We start from the raw sequence: 25,671 nt of genomic DNA, 5'->3' as shown, positions 1-25,671 counted from the left end.
TCTGCCGAGGATTTTGCCACTCCGCGTGCGACAAACCAAGCCCGGCGGCAAGAACAGCGGATGGAGACGCTACGGAAGCTCCGCTTTTGCGTTCGTCGTGGCCAATCTGCACCGCTCGCCGGCAAAGTCGCCCCGCGCGGCCTGTGCAGGTTGCTCAAAGACGCGGCCGAATTTATCCTTGGTTAATTCAGGCTTGATCGGGGAGCTTCCGAGCGTGAAGCGCAGTCTTCTGGCGTTTGCACTCACCGCCTATGCCGTCGCTCTTGGCGCGTCCATCACGCCGGCTCTGGCGGTGGATCGTTCGGAGGCGATCGCCTTGGGCGAGGTTTACCAGCGCGTGCTCGCCAACCCGACCGATACCGCCGCCAACATGGAATATGCCCGCCTGGCCGAGGCGGTCGGGCAGCCGCGCAAGGCGCTCGCGACCTATGAACGCGTGCTGCTCTACGATCCCGAAAACGCCGAGGCACTGGCAGCGCTGGTGCGCATCCGCCGCCAGTTGCAGCCGGACACGACGCTGGTCACGCTGACGGGCGGGCTTGGCTATGAGAGCAACCCGCTGCAGCGCCATAGCGACTTGGAAAGTTCGCTCAAGGCCTATGTGGCCGGGCGGGTGGAGGACGAGCGCCGCCTGGGCGACACGCGCTGGCGCACGCTGCTGCTCGGCAATGCCGAGTATTTCAGCGATGTCAGCCAGCTCGACTATGGCTATCTCGGCGGCGTCACCGGACCGATCCTGCCGGTCGGCGCGCAGCTCAGCGTCAATCCGTTTGCCGGCGGCGGCGTGTCCTTCCTCGACAACGCCTATTACTATTCCGAGGCGATCGCCGGCATGCAGTTCGAGGGTTACCTGCAGGGCGCCTACCAGCTGCTGCGGGTGCGCGGCGGCTATCGCAGCTTCGGCGACCAGTCGATCTCGACCGACGGCTTCTATGCCGACGTCGTCGGCCGTTGGGCGTTGCCGCAGGTGGTTCAGGATAGCGACGTCTTCGTCTTCACGCCGCATGCGCGCTGGAGCGGCATTGGCGGCATCGACGTGACCAATACCAGTCTTGGCCCGGACGACATCAAGCCGGGCGATTATGTCTCCTGGGGCGCGCGCTTCGAATATTTCAACCAGGTTGCCGACTGGCTGACTTTGGGCGGCGGCGTCGACGTCACCCAGACGCTCTACAGCAACCTCTACGCGCCCGACGGCGACAAGCGGGACGACGTGATGATCGAGCCGCTGCTCAGCGCCGTGTTCAACCGCGCCCTCGGCATGCAGACGGACATCGCGCTCGACTACCGCTACCAGTGGAACCAGTCGAACGACGAGCAGGCCGAATTCGGCAACCACATCGCCATGGCCCGGGTGGTCACGCGGTTCTGAGGCTGGCGGTCCATGTGGGGACCATGGCCGGTTCGAAGGTGTGCGAAGGCCAAGGACTGATCCTCCAAGCGCGTTTGAACTCGCTGCGCCATCATCCTGAGGCGCTTCGCGACAGCGAAGCCTCGAAGGAGGCTCCAGCGGACGCCTCGGCACGCGAGCCAGCCAAGCGCATCTAAGTGAGCGTTCCCTGGACCCTCCTTCGAGGCCCGGCTTCGCCGGGCACCTCAGGATGATGGTCGAGGTCTTCGAGATCGGACGCCAGGCGCCGGCGCCTCTTGAAGGGATCTCAGCCGGATGCGAGCGGGACGCACAAGGTAGGGCGTTTCAACGACGCTGGGACCAGGCCTCGAGACCCTCGCGAACAACCGAACCCGCCCGGGGGCTATCGATTGACCAGAACCAGCGCAATCGTCATGGCGATATAGGTCGCCTGGTGCGCCAGTTGGTCGAGCCCCATTGCCCACCAGTACTGCTTGTCCTTCGGCTCCCAGCCAAAGCGGGCGCTGAGGTCGTTCTTCAGCCAGTCGATGTGGTAGTGCGCCACGAATTCCAGCGCCAGGATCAGCAGCGCGATCGGCAGGCGCGTCGGATAGATCAGGAAAACCGGGATCGATCCTAGAACGTGCGTCCCGGCATGGATGAGCCCGGCCGGGTGGCCATAGCGTCCCTTGTTGAGGATCTGGTTGGTCGTCTGCAGGAAATAGTCACAGACGACATGCTTGACCTGGAATATTGCCAATGCGGCAATCGGTGCGAGCGTAGGATCGATCAACACGGTCCCCCGGAATGCCGCCGGCTTCCTTGTGCAAGCCGGACACGGTTCGAATCTGGCAGAACGCGCGCGAGCGGAATGTGATCCACGTCACAGGTCGATTGTGATCTGTGGCGACGGCTCCCCCCCGAGTCCGCCACGCGCCGAAAGCCGCTCCAGCATAAGTTGATAGTAGCCGGCAAAGCGAGCCGGGGCGGAGGACTTTGCGCGATAAAATGCCGCGCGCCAGATCGCCGGATCCTGTTGCGGCAGGACGGCAGCGAAGGCCTGCTGCGCCTCGACGAAATCGGGCTCAGCATCATCCGGCACCATGGTGAAGATGCGGCTCACCCCGTGGCGGCCGCGCACCTGGATGCGGTCGATCTCTACGAGCCCGTCCGTCCCCGCCGCCCGCACCGTCGGCTCGCCGACAATGACGCCAAGGCCGTATTCCTTCGTGAGCTGCTCGAGGCGGCTGGCGATGTTGACCTCGTCGCCGATCGCCGAATAGTCGAAGCGCCGCGCCGTGCCGAGATTGCCAACGCAACAGGCGCCGGTATTGATGCCGATGCCGATCCGCACCTCCGGCATGGCGCGCCCGCGCTCCGCCGCCGCGGCCTGCCAGCGCGCGTTGAGCCCGACCATCGCGTCCATCATCGCCTCGGCGGCGTCCAGCGCGTGGCGCGCGTGGTCGGGATCGTCGAGCGGCGCGTTCCAGAACGCCATGACGGCGTCGCCCATATATTTGTCGATCGTGCCGCGATGCTCGAGGATGATGTCCGAGAGCGGCGTCATCAGCTCGTTGATGAAGCTGGTCAGCTCGGTTGCGCTCAGGCCTTCGGCCAGAGTGGTGAAATTGCGCACGTCGCAGAACAGCAGCGTCAGCTCGCGCATCTCGCCGCCCAGTTCCAGCCGCGTCGGATCGGCGATGATCTCGTCGACCACCGCCGGCGCGACGTAATACTGGAAGGCGCGGCGGATGCCGGCGCGGGCGCGCTCGGCCTGGCGGAAGGTGTAGAGCACCGAGCCGATCACCAGCAGCGCGATCACCAGCGCGGGATAGAACGGGTCGAACAGCAGTCCCGCCCAGTCATAGGCGAGGAAGCCTCCGACCAGGATGCCGCCGATCGCCATTACGCCCAGGATCGCGGCAACCCCGGCCGAGACCAACGGCAGCACCAGCGCCAGCAGCAGGCCGAGCGCGACAATGCCGGCGATCTCCAATCCGCTGGCATAATCGGGCCGGGTCAGCGAGCGGCCGGTCAGGATGTGTTCGATCACCTGGGCATGGATCTCGACGCCCGGAACGGCGGAATCGAGCGGCGTGGCGCGCAGGTCGAGCAGACCGGCAGCGGACGTGCCGACCAGCACGATCCGGCCCTCCATCGAGCGGGCGGGAAGGCTGCCGGCGAGCACATCCCTGGCGGAGACGAAGTTCTCGGGGTCGCTCGGCCGGAAGCGCAGCCAGATTGCGCCATCGGCATCGGTCGGAACCACCAGCGCACCAATCCGGACGTGGTTGAGGCCGGTCGAGCGGCCGAAAGCCTCCTCGCCGCTGGCGTTCGATCCCTTGAGGATATAGGAGCCCGCGTCCTGCGCGACGCGCAAAGCCTCCGCTGCCAGCGACGGCACCAGCGTGTCGCCGACTCGGAGCACCAACGGCACGCGGCGCACGATCTGGTCGCGATCCTGCAGCCAGTTGATCGAGCCGAGCCCCTTCGCCGCCGCGTCGAGCGCCGGCACGTTGGCGACGGCGCCGGCAAAATTCGGGATGAACGGGCGCGGATCGTCGCCGGCCGTGGCGAAGCCGGCGTTCAGATGCGGCAGCGGCGCGCCTCCGCCCGACAGCGACAGGCCAAGCACCGAAGGGCTCCGGGCGAGCGCCTCGGCAAAGGCCCTGTCATGCGTCGGCGCGGAGCCGATCGAGGCGGTGACCAGCGCCGCCTGCTCCGGCGGCAGGCGCTTGACCACCTCTTCCGGCGAGCTCTGGTCGGGCTCGGAAAACAACACGTCGAAGGCGATCGAGGCCGCCCCCGCCTCCGCCAGCTTACGGGTCAGTTCCGCCAGAACCGTGCGCGGCCATGGCCATTGGCCGATGGCCTTCAGCGAGGTCTCGTCGATGTCGACGACCACCACGGGCGGCTCGGCGAGCGGCGCGGCCGGCGCCATGCGCTGATAGAGATCGAAGGCGAGCAGGCGGATCGCCTGGACCGGGAACGGATCGGCGACGCGCAAGAGCACAGCGCCACCGAGAAACGCTGCCACTGCCAGGAAATAGACAGGCCTGCCGAAGAATCGCATGAAAATCCGTTCGCTCTCGCGGTCGGAACGATAGCCGAAGGCGGGCGCGAACGGAAAGTGCCCGCCTCAGGCGGCTTCGTCGATCGGCGGGGCCATGGCGCCTGTCATGATCGCCACGGCGTCGGACATGGTGTGGTTCTTCGGATGGATCACGGCGATGCGCTTGCCGAGACGATGGATGTGGATGCGGTCGGCCACCTCGAAGACATGCGGCATGTTGTGGCTGATCAGCACGATCGGCAGGCCCCGCTCCTTGAGGCGCAGGATCGTCTCCAGCACTTTTCGTGATTCCTTGACGCCGAGCGCCGCCGTCGGCTCGTCCATGATCACCACGCGGCTGCCGAAGGCGGCGGCGCGCGCCACCGCCACGCCCTGGCGCTGTCCGCCGGAAAGCGTCTCGACCGGCTGGTTGATGTTCTGGATCGTCAGCAGGCCCAGTTCCGTCAGCTTCTGGCGCGCCACCTTCTGCATGTAGGGCTTGTCGAGGGTTCGGAACATCCGGCCAATGAAGTCCTCGCGCCGCTTCTCGCGGCCGAGGAACATGTTGTCGGCGATCGACAGCGCCGGCGACAAGGCGAGGTTCTGGTAGACCGTCTCGATGCCCAGGTTGCGGGCCTCGATCGGGCTCTTGAACGCGACCGGCTGGCCGTTCAGCCAGATCTCGCCGTGATCGGGGCTGACCGCGCCGGTAAGCGCCTTGATCAGGGTCGACTTGCCCGCGCCATTGTCACCGATGACGGCGAGGATCTCGTTTGGCATCAGGTCGAAATCGGCATTGTCCAGGGCGACGACGCGGCCATAGCGCTTGTTGAGCGCGCGGGCCTTGAGCGCGGGGACCAGGGCGGCGGGTTCGGTGGGGCTTGCGGCGCTCATGACGAAATCTTCCGGATCCACTGGTCGATGGTGACGGCGACGATGATCAGCACGCCGACGGCGAAATCCTGCCAGAGCAGTTCGAGGCCGGACAGCGCGAGGCCGTTGCGGAACACGCCCACGATCAGCGCGCCGACCAGCGTGCCGACGATCGAGCCGCGGCCGCCGAACAGGCTGGTGCCGCCGATCACCACGGCGGTGATCGAATCGAGATTGGCGGTCTGGCCGGCCTGCGGGCTGACGCCGCCGATGCGGCCGATCAGGACCCAGGCGGCGATGGCGCAGATGAAGCCGGCCAGCGCATAGACGCCAATCAGCGTGCGGTCCGTGTTGATGCCCGCGAGCCGCGCCGCATCGGGATCGTCGCCCGAGGCATAGACGTGGCGGCCAAAGGCCGTCTTGTTGAGAACGTACCAGATGACCGCGGCGACGATCAGCATCACCACCGAGCCATAATTGAGCACCCAGCCCTTCAGGAAGGTCAGGTCGAGCCCGAGCGTCTTCGAGAAGAAGTCATAGGGTTTGATGATCGTGCCGGTCCATTGCAGGAAGGGCGCGGTTTCCTGCACGTCGGCCTGGCGGATCGTCTCGCTGCGCGAATACCAGACATTGAGCGCGCCGAAGATGCTCCAGGTCCCCAGCGTCACGATGAAGGGCGGCAGGCGCAGCTTGGTGACGATGACGCCGTTGACGAAGCCGCATGCCAGGCCCGCCAGCAGGCCGAGCGGAAAGGCGATCTCGACGGGAACGCCGTAGACGACAGCGGTGCGCCCCATCACCACCGAGGCGAGGATCATGATGACGCCGACCGAAAGGTCGATGCCGGCGGTCAGGATCACCAGCGTCTGGGCGACGCCCAGGATCGCGATGATCGTCACCTGCTGCAGGATCAGCGAAAAATTGAACGGGGCGAGGAATTTGCCGGGCGCGGCGAACGAGAAGATGACGACGCCGATCAGCAGCACGATGAACGGGATGCTGGTCGGAAAGCGATGCAGGAATTCCTGCATCCGCCGGATCGGGCCGCGATCGGCTTCATCGAAGCTCGCGACGCCGCCCGGTTCGGCCGGTGGCAGGCCTCGCTCGGCCGCTGCCGAACCTGTTGCATTGTCACTCATAAAGCCATCCTTCCCCACGCCTGTTCGTGGGAGCGCCGAAGCGCTCCCACCTGTTCATGCTCAGAACCGCCACGGGGCGGCGCGGAAAACTCAGCCCCAGCAGAGCTTGAGGCCCTCTTCCACGGAGATCGACGGCACGCCATCGACCGGCTTGGAGGTGATCAGCTGCGCGCCGGTATCGAGGAAGCCGACGGCCGGATCGATGTCCGGAATCTTGCCGGCATGGATCGCCTCGAGCGCCATCGCCGCCATCTTCAGCGGGTATTGCTGCGAGGTGGCGCCGAGCGTGCCGGCCTGGACGTTCTTGACGCCCGGGCAGCCGCCGTCGATCGAGACCAGCAGCACGCTGCCATCGTCCTTGCCGACCGCCTTCAGCGCTTCCCACGCACCGGCAGCCGCCGGCTCGTTGATCGTGTAGACGACGTTCACGTCAGGGCACTTCTGCAGCGCGTTCTCCATCGCGGTACGACCCTTCTCCTGGTCGCCCTGGCTGATTTCATGCGTGCAGATGCGCGGATCGTTCTCGTCGCCGATCTTGTTCGGGTCCTTCACGTCGATGCCGAAGCCCTGCATGAAGCCCTGGTCGCGCAGGAAGTCGACGGTCGGCTGGTTGGTGGCGAGGTCGAGGAAGACGATCCGGGCGTCGGCCGCCTTGTCGCCCAGCGTGCCCTTGGCCCACTGGCCGATCAGCATGCCGGCCTTGCGGTTGTCGGTCGCGAAGGTGGCGTCGGCGGCGTTCATCGGATCGAGCGGTGTGTCGAGCACGATGACCTTCAGGCCCGCATCGCGCGCCTTCTGGATCGTCGGCACGATGGCCTTGGAATCCGACGGGACGATCGCAAAGCCCTTGGCGCCGGCCGCGATCAGGTTCTCGATGGCGGCGACCTGGCCGTCATTGTCACCGTCATACTTGCCGGCGGCGGTGATCAGCGTGACGCCAAGCTCCTTGGCCTTGGCCTGCGCACCCTCGCGCATCTTGACGAAGAAGGGGTTGGTCTCCGTCTTGGTGATCAGGCCGATCGTCTCATCGGCGAGCACCGGAGCGGCCGACAGCGCCAACAGGCTGGCGGCGAGCATAAGCTTCTTCAACATGTCCGTTCCTCCCTGGCCGTTTCTTGTTCTGCGCCAGCGAAGCGACCAGCTTCTCCGCGACGCTCTCGGTCCCTCCCGAGGATTTCAGGTGAGGCCGGCAAGCCGCATCGGGCCGGTCTCGAATTCGCTGTCGTCATCGTCCCGCGTCAGGATCGAGGCGCGGGGCGAGAAATTGAAGAACATCGGCAGTGTCGCTGCGCCGATGGCGCCGGCATCGCGGCCGAGCGTGCCATGCAGGATGCGGGGCGGCCGGCGCGCTTCGGGCGCGTGCTGGTCGAGCGCGACGGCAAGCCGCGCGATCAACGCGTCGACCAGACCGCCATCGATGTCGGCATCGACCACGATCAACGGCACGTCGAGCAGCGCGATCGCCGACCAGATCGCCGGCGCCAGCGCCTCGACCGCGTCCTCGATCCACTCAAGCACCGCTGTATGGCCGGCCGCGAACGCCGCCTGCATGTCCGCCGGCGAGTTGACCGGGACGCCGCGCGCCTGCAGATGCCGGCCGAGCGCATTGAGCGAGGCGCGGGTGATCAGAAGTTCGCGCCCATCCTCCGACTTCGGCGAGGAACCGAGCCGGCTAGGCGCCACCGCGATCACCGCGACGTCGCCGGCATTGCCGGTGCTGCCACGCAGGCAATCGCCCTTGACGACGATGCCGCCCCCGATTGCCGGTCCGATGAACAGATAGAGAAAATCGTCGACGCGCCGGCCGAGGCCATAGAACAGCTCAGCGATGGCGGCGGCGTTGCCGTCATTCTCGCTGAACACGGGCAGGCCGGTCGCCTCCTCCAGCTGCGCGGCAAAGTCGAAATCGTCCCAGCGCTGGAAGATCTCGACCGGCAGGTCGAGACGCCGCAGCCAGGCGCCGAGATTGTAGGGCAGCGCCAGGCCGATGCCGGCGAAACGCTCGCGCGCCTGTGGGTCGAGCCGCTCCAGCAGCGCCTGCACGTCGCCCGCCACCATGGCCAGCGCCTCGGCCGGCTCGGGCAGCACCATGTCATAGGCGCGTCGGGCGAGCGGCCTGCCGTCGAAATCGATCAGGATGGTTTCGATCGAGCGGCGATCGAGGCGCACGCCGATGCCATAGGCGCCATCGGGATTGAGTCGAAGCATGGTGGCCGGCTGGCCGCGGCCGCCATCATGGCGCTTGCCGACGGCCTCGATCAGGCCGAGGTCGTCGAGCTTGCGGATGATGCCGCCAATGGCGGTGTTGGTGAGGTCGGCGGCGCGGGCGAGTTCGGCCTTGGAGGCTTCGCCGGCACGGCGCAGCCGCTGCAGGACGAGCCTTTCATTGTAGCGGCGAAGCTGGGCGGAATTGCTCCCGCGACCGATCCCGGCCTTTTCCAAGGCACGCCTCCCAGGCAGAGCGTTGACCGCTCATTAATTTAATCTGATGCAGTTAATCGGCGGATGCGAAGGCAAGTCAAGCCGCATTCGATCTTGCGCCGCGGCAATAAAAGTCTCCCGATTGCGGCGATGCAAAGTCTCGATTTCTTGGATCGGAACCTGCATTCAACCCGAGGTCAGGACTTTGTCCGCCAGGATAGTGGTGGCTACTTCTCTGGCTGCCTTATCGTCTCCGACAAACCTGAATTCGACTCCGAACGCCTTGCCGACAGCGCGCGCGGCGAGGCGGATCGGCATCGGCGTCGGGCCATTGCTCTCGATCACGATGGCGCCAGCGCAGAGCGCGGTCAGGCGGGCGCGATTCCTCTTGAACCAGATCGCCTTCTCGCGCCGCTCCTCCTGCGTCTCCTCGTGCTCGTGCTTTTGCGGCGTATCGAAGAGGATAACGAAGGGACGGTTTCGGCCGAGCAGCGCCTCCATCTCCTCCTGCCAGGACGCCTCGCCAGGCGCGGGAACGTCGTGATCGTGGTCCTGGACATAGACCAGCGGAAACTCGTCGCAGTTCAGCATCATCGTTCTCTCCGCCCGGCTCCGGTCCAGTCCGCGATCCAGTGACGAAGGTTCGGGTCACGAACCTCCATGACGGCGAACAGGCCGAGCGCCTGGAGCGCCGGTACGGCTTCGAGGATGTCAAACTCTGCGATTGCCTTGGCGGCCGCGGAGGCGCCCGGGTCCGAGAAGGTCGCGGCATTGGCGAGGAAGGCCGCGACGGTGCCCTTGCGGATCACCGTGCCGGCGAATTCGCCGGTATCGACGTCATCGGGGAGGATGTCTTCTGCACGCATGGAAGGTCTCCGTTCTGCGATGCCGGAGATTTACGCCGCGCGATCTGGCGTGGCTTGCGGGTTCGTGCCAATTTTTGTCGCATGGACGCCAATCTAGCCTCATCGATCGAACTCGACCTCCTCCATGCCGAGGACGGCCCGCTGCTTTATGCCGTGGCCGATATGCGCGGGACTGTGGTCCGGTCCGGCCAGCATCAGCATGCCCGCGGCCAGCTGTTCGGCTCGAACGCCGGCCTGCTCTCGCTGATGAGCGAGACCGCGGGCTTCGTCGTGCCGCCCGATTACGCGATCTGGATTCCGCCTGGCGTGCCGCATGGCGCGCGCTCGCATGGGCCGTTTGCCGGCTGGACGGCCTATATCGCGCCGAGCGCCTGCGCAGGCCTGCCCGACACGGTGCTGGTCGGGGCGCTGTCGCCCTTCCTGAAGCAGGCGGTGCTGAAGGCGGCGAACTGGCCGGAGAAGCGGGAGCTGGGGCCGCCCCAGATCAACCTCACCCGTGTCATCCTCGACGAAATTGCCGCCCTGACGCCGATGCCGCTGAGCCTGCCCCTACCCCGTGACCCGCGCGCCCGCAAGATCGCGCGCGCCATCGCCGACGATCCCGCCGCGAAGATGGATCTCGCCGGCTGGGGCGTCTGGGCCGGGATTGCGCCGCGGACGCTGACGCGCCGCTTCATCGACGAAACGGGGATGAGCTTCTCCGCCTGGCGGCAGCGCGCCTGCCTGATCCGCGCGCTGGAACGGATCGCCGCCGGCAACCCGATCACCCATGTGGCGCTCGATGTCGGCTACGACAGCCTGAGCGCCTTCATCGCGATGTTCCGGCGCGAGCTGGGCGTCACGCCCGCGCGCTATTTCGCTACCCCCCGCCCAGAAACGCCGGCTCAGCGCGGCGCGAATTCCGGCTTCAGCACCTTGTAGAGCCGGCGGAAGCGCTCGATCTTCTCGGCGTAGCGCGTCGTGGCGGCGGGATCGGGATCGATCGTCGCATTGATCGGCGGGGCGGTGCAGACGGCAGCCGTGCTCTGGCCCGTCGCCGCCAGGATGGCGAGCCTCGCCGCGCCGAAGGCCGGGCCCTTGGCGCCGCCTTCATGCAGCACGATCTGCACGCCCAGCACATCGGCGAACATCTTCATCCAGAGCGGACTCTTGGCGCCGCCGCCAATGGCGCCCATCCGCTTCGGCCGCGTTCCGGCGGTCGCCAACGCCGATTGCGCGTCGGCAAAAGAGAAGGCGACGCCTTCCAGGACGGCGCGGATCAGATCGGTCGTCTCCGTCGCCGGGTCCAGGCCGAAGAAGACACCGCGTGCGTAGGGGTCGTTGTGCGGCGTGCGCTCGCCGGCGAGATAGGGCAGGAACAGGAGCTCGCTGTTCTTGGCCGGCGTCGCCTCGACCCGGGCCAGCAGCTTGCCGATATCCGCCTCGCCGACCAGCTGCGCGGCCCAGGCCAGCGCGCTGGCGCCGTTCAGCATCGCCGCCATCTGGAACCAGCGCCCGGGCAGCGCATGGGCGAAGGTGTGGACATAGGCGGCCGGATAGGGCCGGTAGGTCTCGTTGACGACGAAATACTGGCCCGACGTGCCGAGCGAGATGAAGGCGTCGCCCTCGTCGACCGCGCCGATGCCGATGCCACCCGCCGCCGCGTCGCCGGCACCGCCCGCGACGATCACCTTGGCATCCAGCCCGAGCGCCGCGGCCGCCTTCGCCGAAAGCGTGCCGGCCGCATCCGAGCCCTCGACCAGGCGCGGCATCACGGCCGGATCGAGCCCGGTGGCGGCGACGATCTCCGGCGACCAGCGCCGCTCCGCTTCGTCGAGCCAGAGCGTGCCCGCGGCATCCGACATTTCGGAGACATAGGCGCCGGTCAGGCGGAAGCGGACATAGTCCTTGGGCAGCAGCACATGCGCGATCTCGGCGAAGGTCTCCGGCTCGTGCCGCGCCACCCAGAGCAGCTTCGGCGCGGTGAAGCCCGGCATGGCCGGCACGCCGGCGATCTGGCCGAGGTCGGGCACGCGGTGTTCGAGCGCCGTGCATTCGGCATGGCTGCGGCCATCGTTCCAGAGGATGGCCGGCCGCAGCACGCGATCTGCCTTGTCCATGAGCACGGCGCCGTGCATCTGCCCGGAAAGGCCGATCGCCACCGTGGCCGCATAGGCGGCGGGTGCGGCGTCCTTGAGGGTGCGGAGCGCCTTCTCCGTCGCCTGCCACCAATCCTCGGGATCCTGCTCGGACCAGAGCGGATGCGGCCGCGAGATGGGCAGCGCCACATCCGTCTCCGCCAGCACGAACTGGTTTTCGTCGATCAGCAGCGCCTTGACCGCCGACGTGCCGATATCGATGCCGATGTAGCAGGCCATGTGTTCTCCCCCAACCAAAGCGTTGCGCCCAAGAACTGGAAAGACGCCGATCTTGTCAATCGCGGCGTTGCAAAACCGAGCGCCGCCCGCCCCGGAAATTCCCCTTTGGAGCGCGCAAAAGCGAAGATTTACGCCGGATTCCATGCGGGACGACCCGACCGGAATGGCATCCTCGCCAACTGTCAAAAAAAGGAAATGCGTGGCTGGTAGAAGGGCATGTGTCGGCCCCATATGGGCATCGCATCCAACGCGATGCCGCGGTGATTTGAACAGCAGCTTGCGCCGCGACACCAAACGCTAAAGCGTCACGAACGGGTTCGTGGCTCTGGATTTCGATGAGGAGATTTCCGATGCCGAAAACGATGGCAACCCTGCGTCATCCCTTCCGTCCGTTCGAAATGTGCCGCTGTCGCCGGAACTCCCACTGACTTCCCACATTGGTGCGCACCGGGGACGAAATCCCGGCGCGACGCTTACGCTGAGCTACATGAATGATCGCGGCCCGAAGCTTGCATGGCAGGTTTCAGGCGGCGAAAGGAGAACTTCGGTGTTCGACAATTACATCATCGAGATCGATGACGAAGCGGCCGGCATCCTGATCCGGTCGGGCAGATCCTTCGCGTTCCACGCGCTGGAAGGGACATTTTCCGCCCTGGAAGGCCAGGTGTTCATGGACGCCGTGGCAGCCGAGCGCGCCGTGCGCAAGATCCGCCGCAATCCCCCGGCCCCGCTCGCCAGGGCCTCGTAAGACGACTTTCGCCCGCGTCGCCTGACCACGGCGCTCCGAATTGCATGCACCGCGCGCTGCCCAGGCGCGCGGGCCCCTCGCAAAATCGCTCCGGCGACCCGCCCGCCCGGCGCCCCCCCCCGCTCCCCGCTCCCCGAAAACGCACTCGTCCACGCAGCGACGATAAGCTTACCTTACGGCAGGCTCTGCCGTGAAATGTCGCATTATGAGGATTGCTGGAGAACAGGAATTCGCCACAATTGCGGCGGCGGATGACTTCATTTAATCGGTTATAAAGATAGGTCACGGTAGCTTTCGCCAGGTGCTGACCCAGGAAGGCCTCCGGTTTGACGAGCTATGTAGACGTCCGCATAGACGATATAGAGCAGACCACCGATTTCAGTGACGTCCGTGATCTCTGCGCCATGTGGTATGCGGCCAATGGCGGCGACATCCCTGATATCCGGCACTTCGCACTCGCGCTCGCCAGCCCCATGGCCGAGCGGATGATGGTGATGCGCGCCATCGGCGAGTCCCTGGTCTATGAACGGGTCGGCCGGAACGTCGTGGCGGTGTTCGGCCATGATCCGACCGGCCGGGTGCTGGAGCAGATGACCAATCGGGGCGCCCGCTCGTTTCGCGCCACCTATTTCCAAATCCTGCAATCGGGCCGGCCCGGCCTGGCGCTGCACAGCAAGGTCGGCGCGACCGCCGTCGGCATCACGGAGCGCCTGATCCTTCCCGTGCGGTCGGGCGAAGCCCTGCTCCTCGTCTGCTATATCCGGCCGCGCGAAGACGCGACCAATGTGCTGCGCTCGGTCTTCAACGTCAGCGCCGATGCCATCACCGTGCTGAGCGCGATCCGCGACAGCAAGGGCGCCATCCTCGACTTCAGCATCGTGGCCGCCAATGCCGAATCCGCCCGGCGCGTGCACAGGCATCCCGATGCGCTGATCGGCAGCCAGATGCTGGAAGCCTGGCCGTTCGCGGAATCGAGCGGCATGATGGAGCGGTTCGTGCGCGCCGTGAACAGCCAGCTGCCGGACGTCTTCGATGCCCGCTATACCCAGGATGGCAAGATCGTCGAACGCCAGCTGCGCCTCGCGCCGCATGGCGAGGGCCTGACGGTCACCGATATCGACATCGGGCCGACACTGGCCGCGACCCGCGCCATCGAGAAGCAGCATAACGAGCTGCTGCACGCCAACGAATTGCTGGAGGCGCGCGCCGTCGACCTGATGGCGAGCTATGCCTCGCTCGAACGGACGACGAACGAACTACGCGAGGAAATCACCCGCAACCGCGCCCTGGAGGCGGAGCTGGTCCATCTCGCCCATCATGACGGGCTGACCGGGCTCCCCAATCGCAGCTTCTTCGAGCAGCGCTTCGAGGAGAAGCTGAAGCAGATGAAGCGGGCCAAGCGGCGCGCCGCGCTCTGCATCATCGATCTCGACCATTTCAAGGACATCAATGACAGTCTCGGCCATGACGCCGGCGACATGGTGCTGCGCGAGGTGTCGAGCCGGCTTCGCGGCACGATCCGCAAATCCGACGTCATCGGCCGCCTCGGCGGCGACGAATTCGCCGTCGTGCTGACCAACGCGCAGGACACACAGGACGCGGCCGCCGCGGTCAAGCGGATGATGGAATCGGTGGCCCGCCCCTTCTCCGTCAAGCAGCAGGACGTGCCGATCAGCCTGAGCGCCGGCGTCGCCATCTTCCCTGCCGACGGCCGCACCTCGGGCGAGCTGATGGCGGATGCCGACATCGCCGTCTACCGCTCCAAGCGGGCCGGGCGCGGGCGCACGGTGTTCTTCGCGCCATCGATGCGCGACGACGCGGAGCGCCGCTATTCGCTGCTCAAGGCCCTGCGGCTGGCGCTCGACGCCAGCCAGATCGTGCCTTTTTACCAGCCGATGCTCGATATCCGCACGGGCAAGCTGATCGGCTACGAGGCGCTGGCGCGCTGGTTGCATCCCGAGCGCGGCACGCTGATGCCCGGCACCTTCGCCGAGACCTTCGACGAGCCGGATATCGCCCAGGCCCTGACGAAGACGATGATCCAGAGCGTGATCAGCGACCTCGCCGCCTGGGACAAGGTCGGCCTGTCGACACGGGTCAGCATGAACGTCACCGCCTTCGACCTGCGCCAGCCGAGCTTCGCCGAGGACCTGCACAGCCGCTTGCGCCTGCATGGCCTGACCAGCGCGCAGCTCACCATCGAGGTAACGGAAACCACGATCCTGTCACGCGACGCCGAGCGCATCGCCTCGACGCTGAACGATCTGCGCCGGCTCGGCTTCTCGCTCGCGCTCGACGATTTCGGAACCGGCTACGCCTCGCTCAGCCATCTGCGCAGCCTGCCCGTCGACAGCCTGAAGATCGACCGCTCCTTCATCACCGATCTCGAGCACGATCCGAAGACGCGCGCCATCGTCCGCTCGATCATCGAGCTGGCCGATGCGCTCGATCTCGAAATCGTCGCCGAAGGTGTGGAGACTAAGTCGCAGCTCGACGCAGTCGTCGCGCTCGATTGCCCGATCATCCAGGGCTATCTGATCGCCGAACCGATGCCCGCCGACGCCGTTCCCGCCTTCTGCCAGGCCTTCAACCAGAAGCAATTGCTGGCGCAAGGCGCGATCGGCTGAGCGCTGGCGTCCTGAGGGCGAGCAGCAGGCATTGCCCGCCGCCGCGTTTCCTTCCAGACTGGCTGCCGCGTTCCGATGCGGGGGCATCCATGCGACAGGCTGCGGAATCAAGCTCGCCCTTCGACAAGCTGCGGCAGGATTTTCACGCCTGGGCCAAGGCGACGGGCCGGCCGGCGGATTTCCGGTTGCTGCTGCGCCTCGTCCTGCTCGAGCCCGGCTTTCAGCTGGCGCTGTCGATCCGCCTGCAGGAGGCGGCGATCCGCGTGCCGCTCGCCGGCCGATTGCTGCGCCGCCTGCTCTGGTATGGCGCGACGATCTCGACCAGCTGCCACATCGCGCCGGACTCCAGCATCGCCGGCGGACTCTACCTGCCGCATCCAACCGGCATCGTCATCGGCGCGGGCACGGTGGTCGGCGCGCATGCGACCCTCTTCCAGCAGGTGACGCTCGGACGGCGCGACCCCGACCGATCCGAGGTCCCCACGCTCGGCGATCACTGCTGCATATCGGCCGGAGCGAAGGTGCTTGGCGGCGTCACGCTGGGCGATCGCGTCACGGTTGGCGCCAACGCCGTGGTGCTGAGCGACATACAGGCGGGTAACACCGCCGTGGGCATCCCGGCCCGCATCCTCGCGGCGACGGCCGAGCGAGCCACCGGCATCGACATCTGAATCAGTCCTCGTGTGCTTCCGGCGCTGCGGCGGAAGATCCGGCGATGGTGGCCATGAAGGCCAGCATCCGTTCGCCCAGCCGGTCCTGGTCGAAGCGCCCGCGCGTTGCCTCGGCGTTCCGCTGCCAGCGCCCCAGCTCCATCGGGTTTTCAAGCACGCGCCGGAGCGCGGCGATCCATGCGGCGCGGTCTCCCACGGGCACAAGGTCGCCGGTTTGGTCGGGATCGATCAGCTCCGGCAGGCCCCCGATGCGGCTGCCAAGCACCGGCAGCCCCATCTCCAGAGCCCGCACCGCCACGCCGGGCCAGTTCTCCTGCCAGAGCGAGGGGATGCAGAGAAGGTCGGCATCGCGCATGTATACCGACACCGCCGCCTCCGGCACATGGCCGGCAAAACGTAGCCAGGCCGAAGGGCGATAGCGGCCTTGCAGCCGCCCCGCTTCCGGTCCCCCGCCGACGATCGTCAGCTGGAAGCGATGCGTGGCCGCCAGAGCTTCCGCTGCCTCCAGCAGAAGCTCTACACCCTTGCTGCGATGCAGCCGGCCGACATAGAGCAGCCGGACAAGGTCAGACGCCGAGCGCGGCAGGTCCGGCCGATCATAGAGATTGGGATTGGGGATGCTGGTGTGGGGATAGCGGTCGATCGGGAGCAGCGCCGAGAGCGTCGCCAGATTGGCGCGCGACGGCGAACAGAAGCCGATCCGCTCGAAGCGGGCGATCAACGCCGCCTTGTAGCGGCTGGAGATCCGGCAGCCGAGGCATTGCCGGGCGCAGTTGGCGCCATCGCGGAACATCGACATCCGCATGCAGGCAAGGCCGAGATCGTGCAGCAGGAACAGCGTGGGCAGGCGGGCGCCGGCAATTTCCGTGAGCGCGTTGTAGCCGATCCCCTGCACGAAATGGACGTTGACGAAATCCGGCCGGAACGCCTCGATCACCTTGGCCACCAGGCCGGGATTACGGGGATCGACATGGTCCTGCAGATGCCAGATTGGCTTCTTCCAACGCGGCGCGACCGGGGCATCGCGGGCGGGATAGAGATGGGCGGTGCGGAGCCGCCAGATCCGGATGCCGTCGACCTCGACGCCGTGCAACTCTTCGGCGCGCGAGGGCGCGGTGGTCAGCACCGCCATCTCATGCCCTTGCCGCGCCAGCCACCGCGTCAGATTGGCGGCGGAATTCTCCGCGCCGCCGCGACTGTCGGGAGGATAGAGCGCGGCGACGACCAGGATCCGCATCGCTAGATCCGCACCGGGTCGAGGCGCAGCTGCCGCCCGAACCGGATGGCGGGCTGGCCCTCGAAGGCCGCGGCGCGTGGATCCAGCGCCTTGCCGGCCAGCATGCCCAGCAGGAAGCCCGGAATGACCGATTCCACGAGATTGGCCATCGCACCCAGGACGAGCACGAGGATACCCACCAGGAACAGCTCGCGATGCGCCGCGGGCGCGGTTTGGAACAGCCAGCGATTGCCCCTCCAGAACGGGGCCGCGAACAGCAGCGAGCCGAAGCCGAACGTCACGAACAGGAACACGAACAGATTGTCGCCGGGGCTGAACCGCGCGGCGTCGAAATAGGCCTGCCCGGCCCCGATGCCGCCAAACCCGACGCCCAGCGCAAGACGCGGCCAATAGGGCTCGAGCAGCGCATAGGCGCGCGGCCACATCTCGTCCATCCGCACGCCGACCGAGCCGAGCGACAGGAAGGCCAGGTTCCCGCTTTCGCCGAACCGAAACCCCGCCAGCGCCGCCAGGGGCAGGCCGATCGCGACAGCGAGCAGGCCGCCAATGGCCCACTGGCTGAAGCGGAAGCGACGGGCGGCGGCGAGCCGGTCATACAAGGCGAGGCAAAGCGGCGCGACGAGGATGGCGGCGAGCGGCGCCTTCGACGTCGTCAGCGCGATGCCCAAAACCGACAGCAGCCATATGGCAAGTTTCGCGGCGCGCCGGATCTCGCCGGCGAGCAGCAGCGCCCCGCCGATCGCGATCTGGTTGGCGGCCGTAAAGCTTGCCCGGGAGAAGCCCGGCAGCCTCTCGACGCCAAAGGCCTGCCATTCGCGCGCAAACTCCGCCTGCACGCCGAGGATTTCATAGCTCTCGCCGACCCAGGGAAACGGCATCATCGCGTTGGCGAGCACGCCGATCACGGCTACCGCCCAGACCCCGGCGATCAGCCGCAGCGCCGCCGCCCTCGCCCCGGTCGCGACCGCGAGCATGCCGAGGAAGAACGGCACCCAAGTATAGAGACCGAAGGCGGCCTGCGCCTTGGGCAACCCCAGCAACAGCGCATAGGACAGCCAAAGGAAGGCCGGCAGGAAGATGGCGATCGCGATCGCGTCCGGCCGCAGCGTCATCAGCGCCGCGAGCCCATAGGCCAGGATCAGGACGGCTGCGATCAGGAACGGCGCATAGGACAGGCCGACCAGGCCGATCGGCGCGAGGGCATAGCGGACCGGCCCGCCGAGCGCATCGTTCGCCAGCATCAGGCCGAGCGCTGCCAGCACGGCCCAGCGGAACCCGTTTGCCGGATTGCCGTTCATGCGCCCCTGCCCCCTGCCGCACGATCCAGGCGAAGCCGGCCTGCGAAGGGTCCGCGGCGGGCTTCGGGATCATGCTGGCAAGCGCATGACGCAACGTCAATGCCGTGCCGGTCGCGCCGGCTATTTGGCAGCGATCAGGCGCGTCAATCCGGTGGCGAGACCCTCATGGCTGAAGCCATAGGTCTGGGTGGCGCCGCCCTTCAGGGTCACGGTGGTGCCGGTCCTGCGGGCGGCCCGCATCAGCTCGACGAAATCAGGACCGAGCTTGGCGCGCACCTCGCAGGAGGACTGCGCGCAGGAATCATAGGGCACCACGCTCGGCTTGCCGTCGTCGAGCGCCAGCTGCATGCCCCGCCCTACCATGATCCCCGTCGGCATCGTCCAGACGCCCACGAGCTCGCCGGCGGCGTTCCGCTCGATCCGCCAGGAGACCGCCGGCATGCCCGATTGGCGGACCGTCTGGGTGAGGGAACAGCCCTTCGCCGGCGCATCGCAGGCGACGAACCAATCGCCGACCCGTTCGCCGACATCGAGGCTCGGCGCGCCGACATCGGCGGCATGGATGACGGGCGCCGACTCGCTCGCGCTCCGGCCGATGCCGACCACCGCGAGCAGGCGATCGAGGCCGGCGCCGCGCCAGGTCAGCCCAACCGCGACGACCAGCGCCACCAACAGCACCGCGAAAATCCCCCAGAGGACCGGTCGCCCGCCCGATTCCTCCTCGTTATATACGTCGCGCATCGCTCGGCGCCCCCACTCGCCATCGATCCCTACCCGACGGAAAGCCGCGGGGGCAGAGCCCCCCGTTTCCGTCGCGCCGCCTTACTTGATCTTGCCGTATGTGGCCGAGAAGCCCGCCAGCGACATCGGCAGCTTGATCGGTTCCTTGTTGAGGTTCTGGAACGTCACATTGAGCTTCTGGCCCTTGAACATCGCGGCCAGCAGCTCGTCGGAGACCGGCGCGCCGGCATAGCAGCCGCCGGCGTCACAGGTCTGCAGCGGCAGCGCCAGCGGCGAGGCATCATCAACATCGACGGTAACGCCGCCGGCCAGCGACAGGCCGAGCGGCCCGCGGATCATCAGCACGGGCTTGCGCGTCTGCGAGGGGACGCGGATCGTGATCGAGCCGATCAGCTGGCCCGAGCCGGAGATGACCGCGCGCTGCTCCATCTGACATTCGAGCTCTGCGGCGCGGCCGGGGCCCTGGCAGGTGCTGAGCCAGCTCAGGGCGGCAGCCGCCTTGTTGGCCCCGAGGACCGGCACGTCGCCGCCCTTGTCCTGCGCCAAGGCGAGGCCGGGCACGGCCAGCAGCAGCGCGGCGGTGAAAAGCGAAGGCCGCAGGCGGCGCGCGAAATGGAACATCTGAATCCCCCGAACTGAAACGATACGCCCAACCTCGCCCCGGACTTCCGCGACGGCAAGAGAGCGCCGTAGATGTCTCTCTATAGACGACCGCTGCCGACATGCCAGCGGAAGATGAAGGCCCCGTTCGATCGTGGCCGGAGGCTGGGAAAAGTGCCACAGACGCTGCGTCCGCCGGCGCCCCCGGTTGGAACGCCGAGGCGGGCATCCGGGTGATGCGTTGCGCGGTCCGTCCCCGGCCCTTTTGCAGCAGGCCCGGAGGCGGTTCGCGCGCGGGCGGCGGGTTCTATGGCGCGACCGCGACGACGACACCCCGAAGGCTACGCAAGCCAGCCTGCAAATGCAAACCGCCGGCCCTGGGGCCGGCGGCATGTCGTTTCGGCAGGCGTGCCTACCAGGCCCAGCGGGCGCCGATCTTGCCGGTGCCGCCGAAATAGTCGTCGCCGAAGCGAAGGTCTGCCTTGGCGAAGCCGGTCCATCCGCTCTTGCTGGAGAAGATGTTGATGCCCGCGCCGACCTCGCCGAAGACGTCCGGCGCGTCGTCCTCGACGACGAGACCCGGGCCGCTATCGAGGAAGACCGAGTTGTTGCTCAGCAGTTCCCCGGCAATGCCGAGGCTGACATAGGGGTCATACTTGACGCCGTCCTTCAGCGTGGAGCCGCCGAAGCGCGCACCCAGCTTGCCTTCCAGGCCGTCACCATTATCGAAGTTCACCGCCGTGCCGGAGACGTTGATGTCGTCGAACTTGGTGTGGGCATAGGCGAGGCTCGCATTCGGCTCGATGAACATGCCGGTCGAGGTCAGGAAGCGATAGCCCGACTCGACGCGGACACCGATCGTGGTGGAGTCGGTGCTGTCATCCGCGCCGCCGACATTGTAGTCGGCCTTGAGGAAGTCGCCCTTGACCAGGCCGTCGACATAGAGGCCGCCCTTGACCCAGGTCGCATAGACACCGACCTGCGGGCCGGAGAGCTTGACGCTTTCGCCATTGTCGAAGTCGACATTGCTGGTGACGTAGCCGGCGAGCACGCCAGCAACCAGCACGCCATCGGCGACCGTGCCTTCGAACTCATGGTCAATACCGGCCTGGAAGCCCCAGAGGGTCTGGTCGTAGCCGGTGTCGATCTTGACCGACTGGTTCTGGAACGGCGTGATGGTGGCATCGGTGCTGCGGTTGGCGCCGTTGCCGATCATCCGGCCCCAGATGCCGGACCGCTTCGAGGGATCGGTGCCCTCGGCGCTGACGCGCAGGTCGCCGGCCCGGTCGATCCAGCTATCCGAGGTGGTGTTCCACACACCCTGGGCAAGCCCGGTGAAGGCGGACAGATTGTAGGCGCTGGCATCGGCATAGCTGGCGAGAACCCAGGACGCGCCGCCCTCGGTCTCGGCCATCGGGCTCATGCCACCGCCCTCGGCTTCGGACTTGAGAAACAGATCGTAGGTGTAGAGCCCGCGATCGATCGGACCGTTGGCAAGCTTGAAGTCGCCTTCCGAAGTGTTGCCCGACCAGACGCGAGCCACGGTGATCCCGTCGGGATTGTAGCCGCCGATCGCCGAGGTGTCGTAGTTCACATAGACCTTCGTCGTGCCGACGACGTCGCCGGTGATCGACAGCAGGTCCGAGGCGGAGTCGCCCTTGACGCTGAGCCGCGCATCGACCGCCAGGCTGCTATCCGGACCGGCAACGAAATTGCCGTCGATCAGCGTCCAATCGCCGACGTGCGTTTCCGTACCCGGCATGGTCATCAGGCCGTAATCGTACTGGCCGTTCACCATGGTGAGCATGCCATTGTTGTTGAAGTCGTCGAGGCCGAGGAAGGACGTCACCCCGTTCGTCGAGAAGTAGTCATTGTTGTTGAACGTGCTGGTGCCGCCGGCGGCGAAGTTGAACGCCGTCAGACCGTAGGTCTCGAACACGCCGTCATTGGTGACGGTGTTATTTCCATTCACCGAGCCGAAGTTGAAGGCATGGAGGCCCGTAAACGTCATCTCCCCGGTGTTGCTGAAGTCGTTGCTGCCGGAGACGGAGCCGAGATTGAACATGACGGCGCCCTGGCTGGTAAAGCCGCCGCTGTTCTGCACGAAGTTGTCGCCGGAGACGCTGCCGAGATTGAACATCGCCGCGCCGATGACGTCGAAGCTGCCGTTGTTGGCGAGCGTATTGTCGCCGCCGATGGCGCCGAGGGTGATCATGCCGTTGGACAGGTCGACCTCAGCACCCAAGGCATTGGTTAGCGTGTTGCTGCCCGAACCGGTGGTGATGAAGGTGCTGGCGCCCGACGTCTTCCAGGTGCTGCCCTCGTCATTGTTGAACGCGTTGTCGCCGCCATTGGTGGTGAGCGCGATCACCCGGCCGATAACGTCGCCATTGTTGTTGAGGGTCATCTGGCCGCCACCGGTCAGGATGGCGAGATCGTCCGGCGCCTCACTCGCGTTCTGGATGAGGCCGCGATGAACGTTGGTGCCGTCGTCGTAGTTGTTGTTGTCGATCACGACGCCACTGTCGGAGTAGACGCCGATCACCGGCGCCGAACCGTCGCCACCAATGATCGCGCCGCCATTATTGGCGATCGAGACTTTCGAGCCCGAGCCGGCCGCAATAGCGAGGATGGCGCTGGTCTGGCCGTTGACGACGGAGTCCGTCCCGATCGTGATCTCCGTCGGGGCGCTGCCGGACGTGTCGAGCGTGAGGATGCCGAACGTTGGTACCGTGGCATCGCCGATGGTGCTGTTGTCGCCGACATCAACAGTTATGCCGCCAGCGCCGAAATTGAGGCCCACCGCGCCAGCCAGGGTGGCATCGACGTTGCTGTTGTTGCCGATGTTGACGGTCGAATTGCCGTTGACGGAGATCGCTGCCATGCCGATCACCGGCGGATCGATGTCGACGCCGTCGTCGAGCGTCACGATCGCATGGCCAGTGCCGAGCGCGATCGCGGCGCCGCCGAACATGCCGCCGTCCACCGAGACATTGCCGTGCAGGCGGACATCGACCGCACCGTCGCCGAGCGCCACGCCGACAACGCCACCGCCAACACCGATGCCCAGCCCGGGGATCGTGAAGGCATTGTCAGCGCCGGCATTGACTGTGCCGGCATCGATCGAGACGTCGCCGTTGCCCAGTGCCGCGCCAAAGATGCCGGAGCCGTTGGTTGCGTCGACAGAGCCGTAAATCTTGCCACCGGCACCATCGTCTTCACCGTCGATAACGACATTGCCAAGTCCGGCGATCGCAACGATGCCATTCTGTCCGGCCGTGATGTCGCCGCCGTTGGCGATGTTCACACCGCTGAGCAGCGAAGTGACGTTGATGCCGTTCGTAGCGCCATCGATCGTGCCGCCAGAGAGATTGACGATATCGATCTGGCCCGTTGCAAGACCGGTAATGCCGTCGCCAGCGGTAGCGCGGATGATGTCGTCCGCACCGTTCTGGATCTCAACGTCGCCGACATGCGGAATGGGAACCCCACCGACAGTGGTGCCGAAGCGAATTCCGCTCGACACGCCCTGAATTGTGCTCGCGTCGACTCCGGTCGAACGATTGTCGATGAAGAGTTTGCCCGCCGCGACCGCAGACACGCCATTGTCGCCGCCGGTGATCGAGCCGCCGTCGTTATAAACGGTTGCGTCTCCGAGCGAGCCGAGGCGGATTCCGTCGCCGCCAGTACCTTCGATTCTTGCACCTGCCCCGTTGGAAACAATCACATCCCCCTCAGTTATGGCATGGACGCCGTGCCGTCTGCCTTCAAGGGATCCGAGGTTTTCGACTTCAACGTCACCGCCCGTAGCCAATTCGACGCCAAGGGCCACGCCATACGCAGCTACACCATCTTGCCCTGCCGCGATCTCGCCCGCGACGCCATTCGAAATGGTGGCTCCGCTGGTTGTATTCGACCAGATGCCGTTCCCCGCGACATCGATAGTCTTATTGTTAACAATCGAAGCCATGCCCTCAGAGCGGACAGTCGCTCCAAGACCGTAAGGATTTCCGACGGAATTACCAACCACGATACCGTCGCCCGATACGGACTTCAGCGTTCCAGAGTTCGTAATGGCAACCGTCTGATTGAGGTCTGAATTAGTCGAATTCTGACGATAGGCTAGTATTGCGGGCCCCGAGCTGGCTTGAATCGATCCGCTATTTGCAATGGAGATCCCGCCCGCGCCCGCGGCGCCAAGAGCATTTCCACTGACTGCGACGATGCCAGTCCGTTGGGCAGTGATGTTGCCTGATGCCGTGATATTGATCGAATTATCACGACCATCCGTCATCGTGAACAGGCCGTCACGATTGGCGTTAACCGAAGAGAGGACGGGAAGATTCACTGTGACCGGATTCGACGTCCCATATGGGACACCAAAAACTGTGCCACCTAAGATCCTTATGCCGTCCGCATTCGCGCCACTGCCAGTCGCGGTTACCGTCGTAAGCGCCGTTCCATCTCCGAAATTTAGCGTAAACGCGCCAGTTGGAATGTAACTGCGTGTCGAATTGAAGCTGTTTGCGCCGGTGCAATTGACCACGTTACCACTTGTACAAGCCGCCAGCGCCTGTTCCGGCGTCATGACGGCCATGCCGGCGAGGAGCACTGCGCCGGAGGCAGAACTCAGCAGCCAGGCCTTGCGGCCCGTGTTTCGAATAGTCTCAGACATCCAGTCCCCCGGGTCAAAGCTCGGATTGACATTCCGCGCCGGCGACAAGCCCCTCGTGCCGCCAAGCGCATCCGCATGCCTGAGATATGAGCAGGACCGTGGTCGCAGCGTCCAGATACCTCCCTTTCAAGTTGCAATTTGCAACTCCAGGGACTCCCTTCCGTTTCGTAAGGATGGTAATGCAACTTTTGATAAAGGCCGCGCCTAATTTAGTTCGAATTTTTAAATATATATGGTGAAATCAGTTTGGCAGACGAACTAACGCTAACGTCACCTTCGCCATGCAACCGAGCTTTGAAAGCGGCAGGCCGGCGTGATGTTAATTTTCCCATTGTTGCCGAAACGGCACACGCTGGCAGTCCATGACACCGCCTGACAGACGCGATGGCGAGGGCGAATCACGTTACGCGGCGGCAGAAAACGCTCCCACTCGCCCGTCGGATCGCCCGCAGCCCCTGCCACCCTCCCCGGCGCCGGGCCGGATTCGACAGTCCCGCCAATTCATGGGATCAAGCCGCGCCTATTGAAGGAGAACGGCGGAATGGACACCAATACCAAGGCGTTGATCGACGAGATCAACCACGCCATGCGCAACATCGATGCCGGCATGACGGCGATCATGGCCTTCGTCGCCTCGATCCCCGGCGCCAAGGATGTCGACATCGAAGCCGTCAAGGCGCGGCTGAACGTGCCGAGCAACCTCAAGGCCGGCACCCGCCAGCCGCCGCCGAACATCGTCGTCGCCGAAGTGCTCGACCGCCTGAAGCGCATGGCCGACAAGTAAGCCCGGCACCCGCCCGGCGATTTCCGGCACGCGATGCGTGTCATCGACCTCGACACGACTTCGACGCGCGAACCGGATTTTGCGCGTCGTCTTGCTTCCGCACCCGCCGGATCCTTCGCGAGCGGCACCAGATCGCCCCCACGGCCCGAAAATCGGCGATTCAAGGGTGCATTCGGGCAAAAGCTCGGCTATAGCCACTGCCATCATCTTGACGCAAAGCAACGGCGCCCG

The 25,671-nt window shown here is 65.9% G+C and carries 20 protein-coding genes; 6 read left to right on the top strand and 14 right to left on the bottom strand.

The genetic code is table 11. From position 1 onward, the window contains the following. Nucleotides 1-214: 214 nt before the first annotated feature. Entirely contained in the window at nucleotides 215-1,372 is a 1,158-nt protein-coding gene (locus ACHMWQ_RS10965; RefSeq protein WP_396307483.1) for a hypothetical protein, read from the top strand. Between the two features lie 382 nt (nucleotides 1,373-1,754). Here the strand turns inward: ACHMWQ_RS10965 and ACHMWQ_RS10960 are convergent, their stop codons facing one another. The 8 genes from ACHMWQ_RS10960 to ACHMWQ_RS10925 all read right to left on the bottom strand — a co-directional run bounded on the left by ACHMWQ_RS10960 (nucleotide 1,755) and on the right by ACHMWQ_RS10925 (nucleotide 9,702). Continuing rightward, nucleotides 1,755-2,111: a DUF3307 domain-containing protein gene (locus ACHMWQ_RS10960; protein ID WP_396307482.1), complete on the bottom strand. Its 357-nt coding sequence runs from the start codon at nucleotides 2,109-2,111 to the stop codon at nucleotides 1,755-1,757. A 123-nt stretch (nucleotides 2,112-2,234) separates the two neighbouring features. Further along, nucleotides 2,235-4,424, bottom strand: coding sequence for a CHASE2 domain-containing protein (locus ACHMWQ_RS10955; RefSeq protein WP_396307481.1), 2,190 nt, complete (start codon nucleotides 4,422-4,424; stop codon nucleotides 2,235-2,237). A 66-nt stretch (nucleotides 4,425-4,490) separates the two neighbouring features. After that, nucleotides 4,491-5,297 carry an ATP-binding cassette domain-containing protein gene (locus tag ACHMWQ_RS10950; RefSeq protein WP_396307480.1) on the bottom strand — a complete coding sequence of 269 codons (807 nt, stop codon included), beginning with the start codon at nucleotides 5,295-5,297 and terminating at the stop codon, nucleotides 4,491-4,493. After that, the gene (locus ACHMWQ_RS10945; RefSeq protein ID WP_354548026.1) at nucleotides 5,294-6,415 is read right to left on the bottom strand and encodes an ABC transporter permease; all 1,122 of its coding nucleotides are present in this window, start codon (nucleotides 6,413-6,415) and stop codon (nucleotides 5,294-5,296) included. Before ACHMWQ_RS10945 ends, ACHMWQ_RS10950 begins: the two co-directional genes overlap by 4 nt. Before the next feature lie 90 nt (nucleotides 6,416-6,505). Next, entirely contained in the window at nucleotides 6,506-7,504 is a 999-nt protein-coding gene (locus ACHMWQ_RS10940) for a sugar ABC transporter substrate-binding protein (RefSeq protein ID WP_354551518.1), read from the bottom strand. Nucleotides 7,505-7,591: 87 nt separating this feature from the next. Then, on the bottom strand, nucleotides 7,592-8,857 hold the full coding sequence (locus tag ACHMWQ_RS10935) for an ROK family protein (RefSeq protein WP_396307479.1): 1,266 nt from the start codon (nucleotides 8,855-8,857) through the stop codon (nucleotides 7,592-7,594). A 165-nt stretch (nucleotides 8,858-9,022) separates the two neighbouring features. After that, entirely contained in the window at nucleotides 9,023-9,430 is a 408-nt protein-coding gene (locus ACHMWQ_RS10930; RefSeq protein ID WP_396307478.1) for a hypothetical protein, read from the bottom strand. After that, the gene (locus ACHMWQ_RS10925; protein ID WP_396307477.1) at nucleotides 9,427-9,702 is read right to left on the bottom strand and encodes a hypothetical protein; all 276 of its coding nucleotides are present in this window, start codon (nucleotides 9,700-9,702) and stop codon (nucleotides 9,427-9,429) included. The genes ACHMWQ_RS10930 and ACHMWQ_RS10925 overlap by 4 nt, the downstream gene beginning before the upstream one ends. 81 nt (nucleotides 9,703-9,783) lie before the next feature. Here ACHMWQ_RS10925 and ACHMWQ_RS10920 point away from each other — a divergent pair, with 81 nt between their 5' ends. After that, nucleotides 9,784-10,623 (top strand): AraC family transcriptional regulator, encoded by an 840-nt coding sequence (locus tag ACHMWQ_RS10920; protein ID WP_396307476.1) that lies wholly within the window; start codon nucleotides 9,784-9,786, stop codon nucleotides 10,621-10,623. Here ACHMWQ_RS10920 and xylB read toward each other — a convergent pair. Next, nucleotides 10,587-12,059 (bottom strand): xylulokinase, encoded by a 1,473-nt coding sequence (gene xylB / locus ACHMWQ_RS10915; protein ID WP_396307475.1) that lies wholly within the window; start codon nucleotides 12,057-12,059, stop codon nucleotides 10,587-10,589. The genes ACHMWQ_RS10920 and xylB overlap by 37 nt on opposite strands. A gap of 319 nt (nucleotides 12,060-12,378) precedes the next feature. Here xylB and ACHMWQ_RS10910 point away from each other — a divergent pair, with 319 nt between their 5' ends. The 3 genes from ACHMWQ_RS10910 (at nucleotide 12,379) to ACHMWQ_RS10900 (ending at nucleotide 16,105) form a co-directional block, all read left to right on the top strand. After that, nucleotides 12,379-12,807: a hypothetical protein gene (locus ACHMWQ_RS10910; protein ID WP_354548022.1), complete on the top strand. Its 429-nt coding sequence runs from the start codon at nucleotides 12,379-12,381 to the stop codon at nucleotides 12,805-12,807. Between the two features lie 326 nt (nucleotides 12,808-13,133). Next, nucleotides 13,134-15,434, top strand: a complete 2,301-nt coding sequence (locus tag ACHMWQ_RS10905) for an EAL domain-containing protein (protein ID WP_354548021.1) — start codon at nucleotides 13,134-13,136, stop codon at nucleotides 15,432-15,434. Nucleotides 15,435-15,523: 89 nt separating this feature from the next. Beyond that, nucleotides 15,524-16,105: a serine acetyltransferase gene (locus ACHMWQ_RS10900; RefSeq protein ID WP_396307474.1), complete on the top strand. Its 582-nt coding sequence runs from the start codon at nucleotides 15,524-15,526 to the stop codon at nucleotides 16,103-16,105. A 1-nt stretch (nucleotide 16,106) separates the two neighbouring features. Here the strand turns inward: ACHMWQ_RS10900 and ACHMWQ_RS10895 are convergent, their stop codons facing one another. From ACHMWQ_RS10895 to ACHMWQ_RS10875, 5 genes are all read right to left on the bottom strand, one after another. After that, complete coding sequence (locus ACHMWQ_RS10895; RefSeq protein WP_396307473.1) at nucleotides 16,107-17,342, bottom strand: glycosyltransferase; 1,236 nt, start codon at nucleotides 17,340-17,342, stop codon at nucleotides 16,107-16,109. Nucleotides 17,343-17,344: 2 nt separating this feature from the next. Further along, the gene (locus ACHMWQ_RS10890) at nucleotides 17,345-18,640 is read right to left on the bottom strand and encodes a hypothetical protein (protein WP_396307472.1); all 1,296 of its coding nucleotides are present in this window, start codon (nucleotides 18,638-18,640) and stop codon (nucleotides 17,345-17,347) included. A 120-nt stretch (nucleotides 18,641-18,760) separates the two neighbouring features. Continuing rightward, nucleotides 18,761-19,381, bottom strand: a complete 621-nt coding sequence (locus ACHMWQ_RS10885; RefSeq protein WP_396307471.1) for an invasion associated locus B family protein — start codon at nucleotides 19,379-19,381, stop codon at nucleotides 18,761-18,763. Between the two features lie 81 nt (nucleotides 19,382-19,462). Then, entirely contained in the window at nucleotides 19,463-20,002 is a 540-nt protein-coding gene (locus ACHMWQ_RS10880) for an invasion associated locus B family protein (protein WP_396307470.1), read from the bottom strand. Between the two features lie 391 nt (nucleotides 20,003-20,393). Continuing rightward, a complete protein-coding gene (locus ACHMWQ_RS10875) occupies nucleotides 20,394-24,656 on the bottom strand; it encodes an autotransporter domain-containing protein (RefSeq protein WP_396307469.1) in 4,263 nt (1,420 codons plus the stop codon). A 541-nt stretch (nucleotides 24,657-25,197) separates the two neighbouring features. Between ACHMWQ_RS10875 and ACHMWQ_RS10870 the strand changes: the two genes are divergently transcribed. Further along, the gene (locus tag ACHMWQ_RS10870) at nucleotides 25,198-25,440 is read left to right on the top strand and encodes a hypothetical protein (RefSeq protein ID WP_354548012.1); all 243 of its coding nucleotides are present in this window, start codon (nucleotides 25,198-25,200) and stop codon (nucleotides 25,438-25,440) included. Nucleotides 25,441-25,671: the final 231 nt, after the last annotated feature.

The organism is Kaistia sp. UC242_56, from assembly GCF_044452255.1.
Lineage (GTDB): Bacteria > Pseudomonadota > Alphaproteobacteria > Rhizobiales > Kaistiaceae > Kaistia > Kaistia defluvii_A.
This window is presented reverse-complemented; position numbering and strand designations above follow the sequence as displayed.

Excerpts from the sequence above, each read along its gene's own strand:
- ACHMWQ_RS10925 (WP_396307477.1), bottom strand. The coding sequence starts at position 9,702 with ATGCGTGCAGAAGACATCCTCCCCGATGACGTCGATACCGGCGAATTC.
- ACHMWQ_RS10920 (WP_396307476.1), top strand. The coding sequence starts at position 9,784 with ATGGACGCCAATCTAGCCTCATCGATCGAACTCGACCTCCTCCATGCC.
- ACHMWQ_RS10900 (WP_396307474.1), top strand. The coding sequence starts at position 15,524 with ATGCGACAGGCTGCGGAATCAAGCTCGCCCTTCGACAAGCTGCGGCAG.
- ACHMWQ_RS10870 (WP_354548012.1), top strand. The coding sequence starts at position 25,198 with ATGGACACCAATACCAAGGCGTTGATCGACGAGATCAACCACGCCATG.
- ACHMWQ_RS10875 (WP_396307469.1), bottom strand. The coding sequence starts at position 24,656 with ATGTCTGAGACTATTCGAAACACGGGCCGCAAGGCCTGGCTGCTGAGT.
- ACHMWQ_RS10930 (WP_396307478.1), bottom strand. The coding sequence starts at position 9,430 with ATGATGCTGAACTGCGACGAGTTTCCGCTGGTCTATGTCCAGGACCAC.
- ACHMWQ_RS10885 (WP_396307471.1), bottom strand. The coding sequence starts at position 19,381 with ATGCGCGACGTATATAACGAGGAGGAATCGGGCGGGCGACCGGTCCTC.
- ACHMWQ_RS10895 (WP_396307473.1), bottom strand. The coding sequence starts at position 17,342 with ATGCGGATCCTGGTCGTCGCCGCGCTCTATCCTCCCGACAGTCGCGGC.
- ACHMWQ_RS10950 (WP_396307480.1), bottom strand. The coding sequence starts at position 5,297 with ATGAGCGCCGCAAGCCCCACCGAACCCGCCGCCCTGGTCCCCGCGCTC.
- ACHMWQ_RS10945 (WP_354548026.1), bottom strand. The coding sequence starts at position 6,415 with ATGAGTGACAATGCAACAGGTTCGGCAGCGGCCGAGCGAGGCCTGCCA.
- xylB (WP_396307475.1), bottom strand. The coding sequence starts at position 12,059 with ATGGCCTGCTACATCGGCATCGATATCGGCACGTCGGCGGTCAAGGCG.
- ACHMWQ_RS10955 (WP_396307481.1), bottom strand. The coding sequence starts at position 4,424 with ATGCGATTCTTCGGCAGGCCTGTCTATTTCCTGGCAGTGGCAGCGTTT.
- ACHMWQ_RS10890 (WP_396307472.1), bottom strand. The coding sequence starts at position 18,640 with ATGAACGGCAATCCGGCAAACGGGTTCCGCTGGGCCGTGCTGGCAGCG.
- ACHMWQ_RS10880 (WP_396307470.1), bottom strand. The coding sequence starts at position 20,002 with ATGTTCCATTTCGCGCGCCGCCTGCGGCCTTCGCTTTTCACCGCCGCG.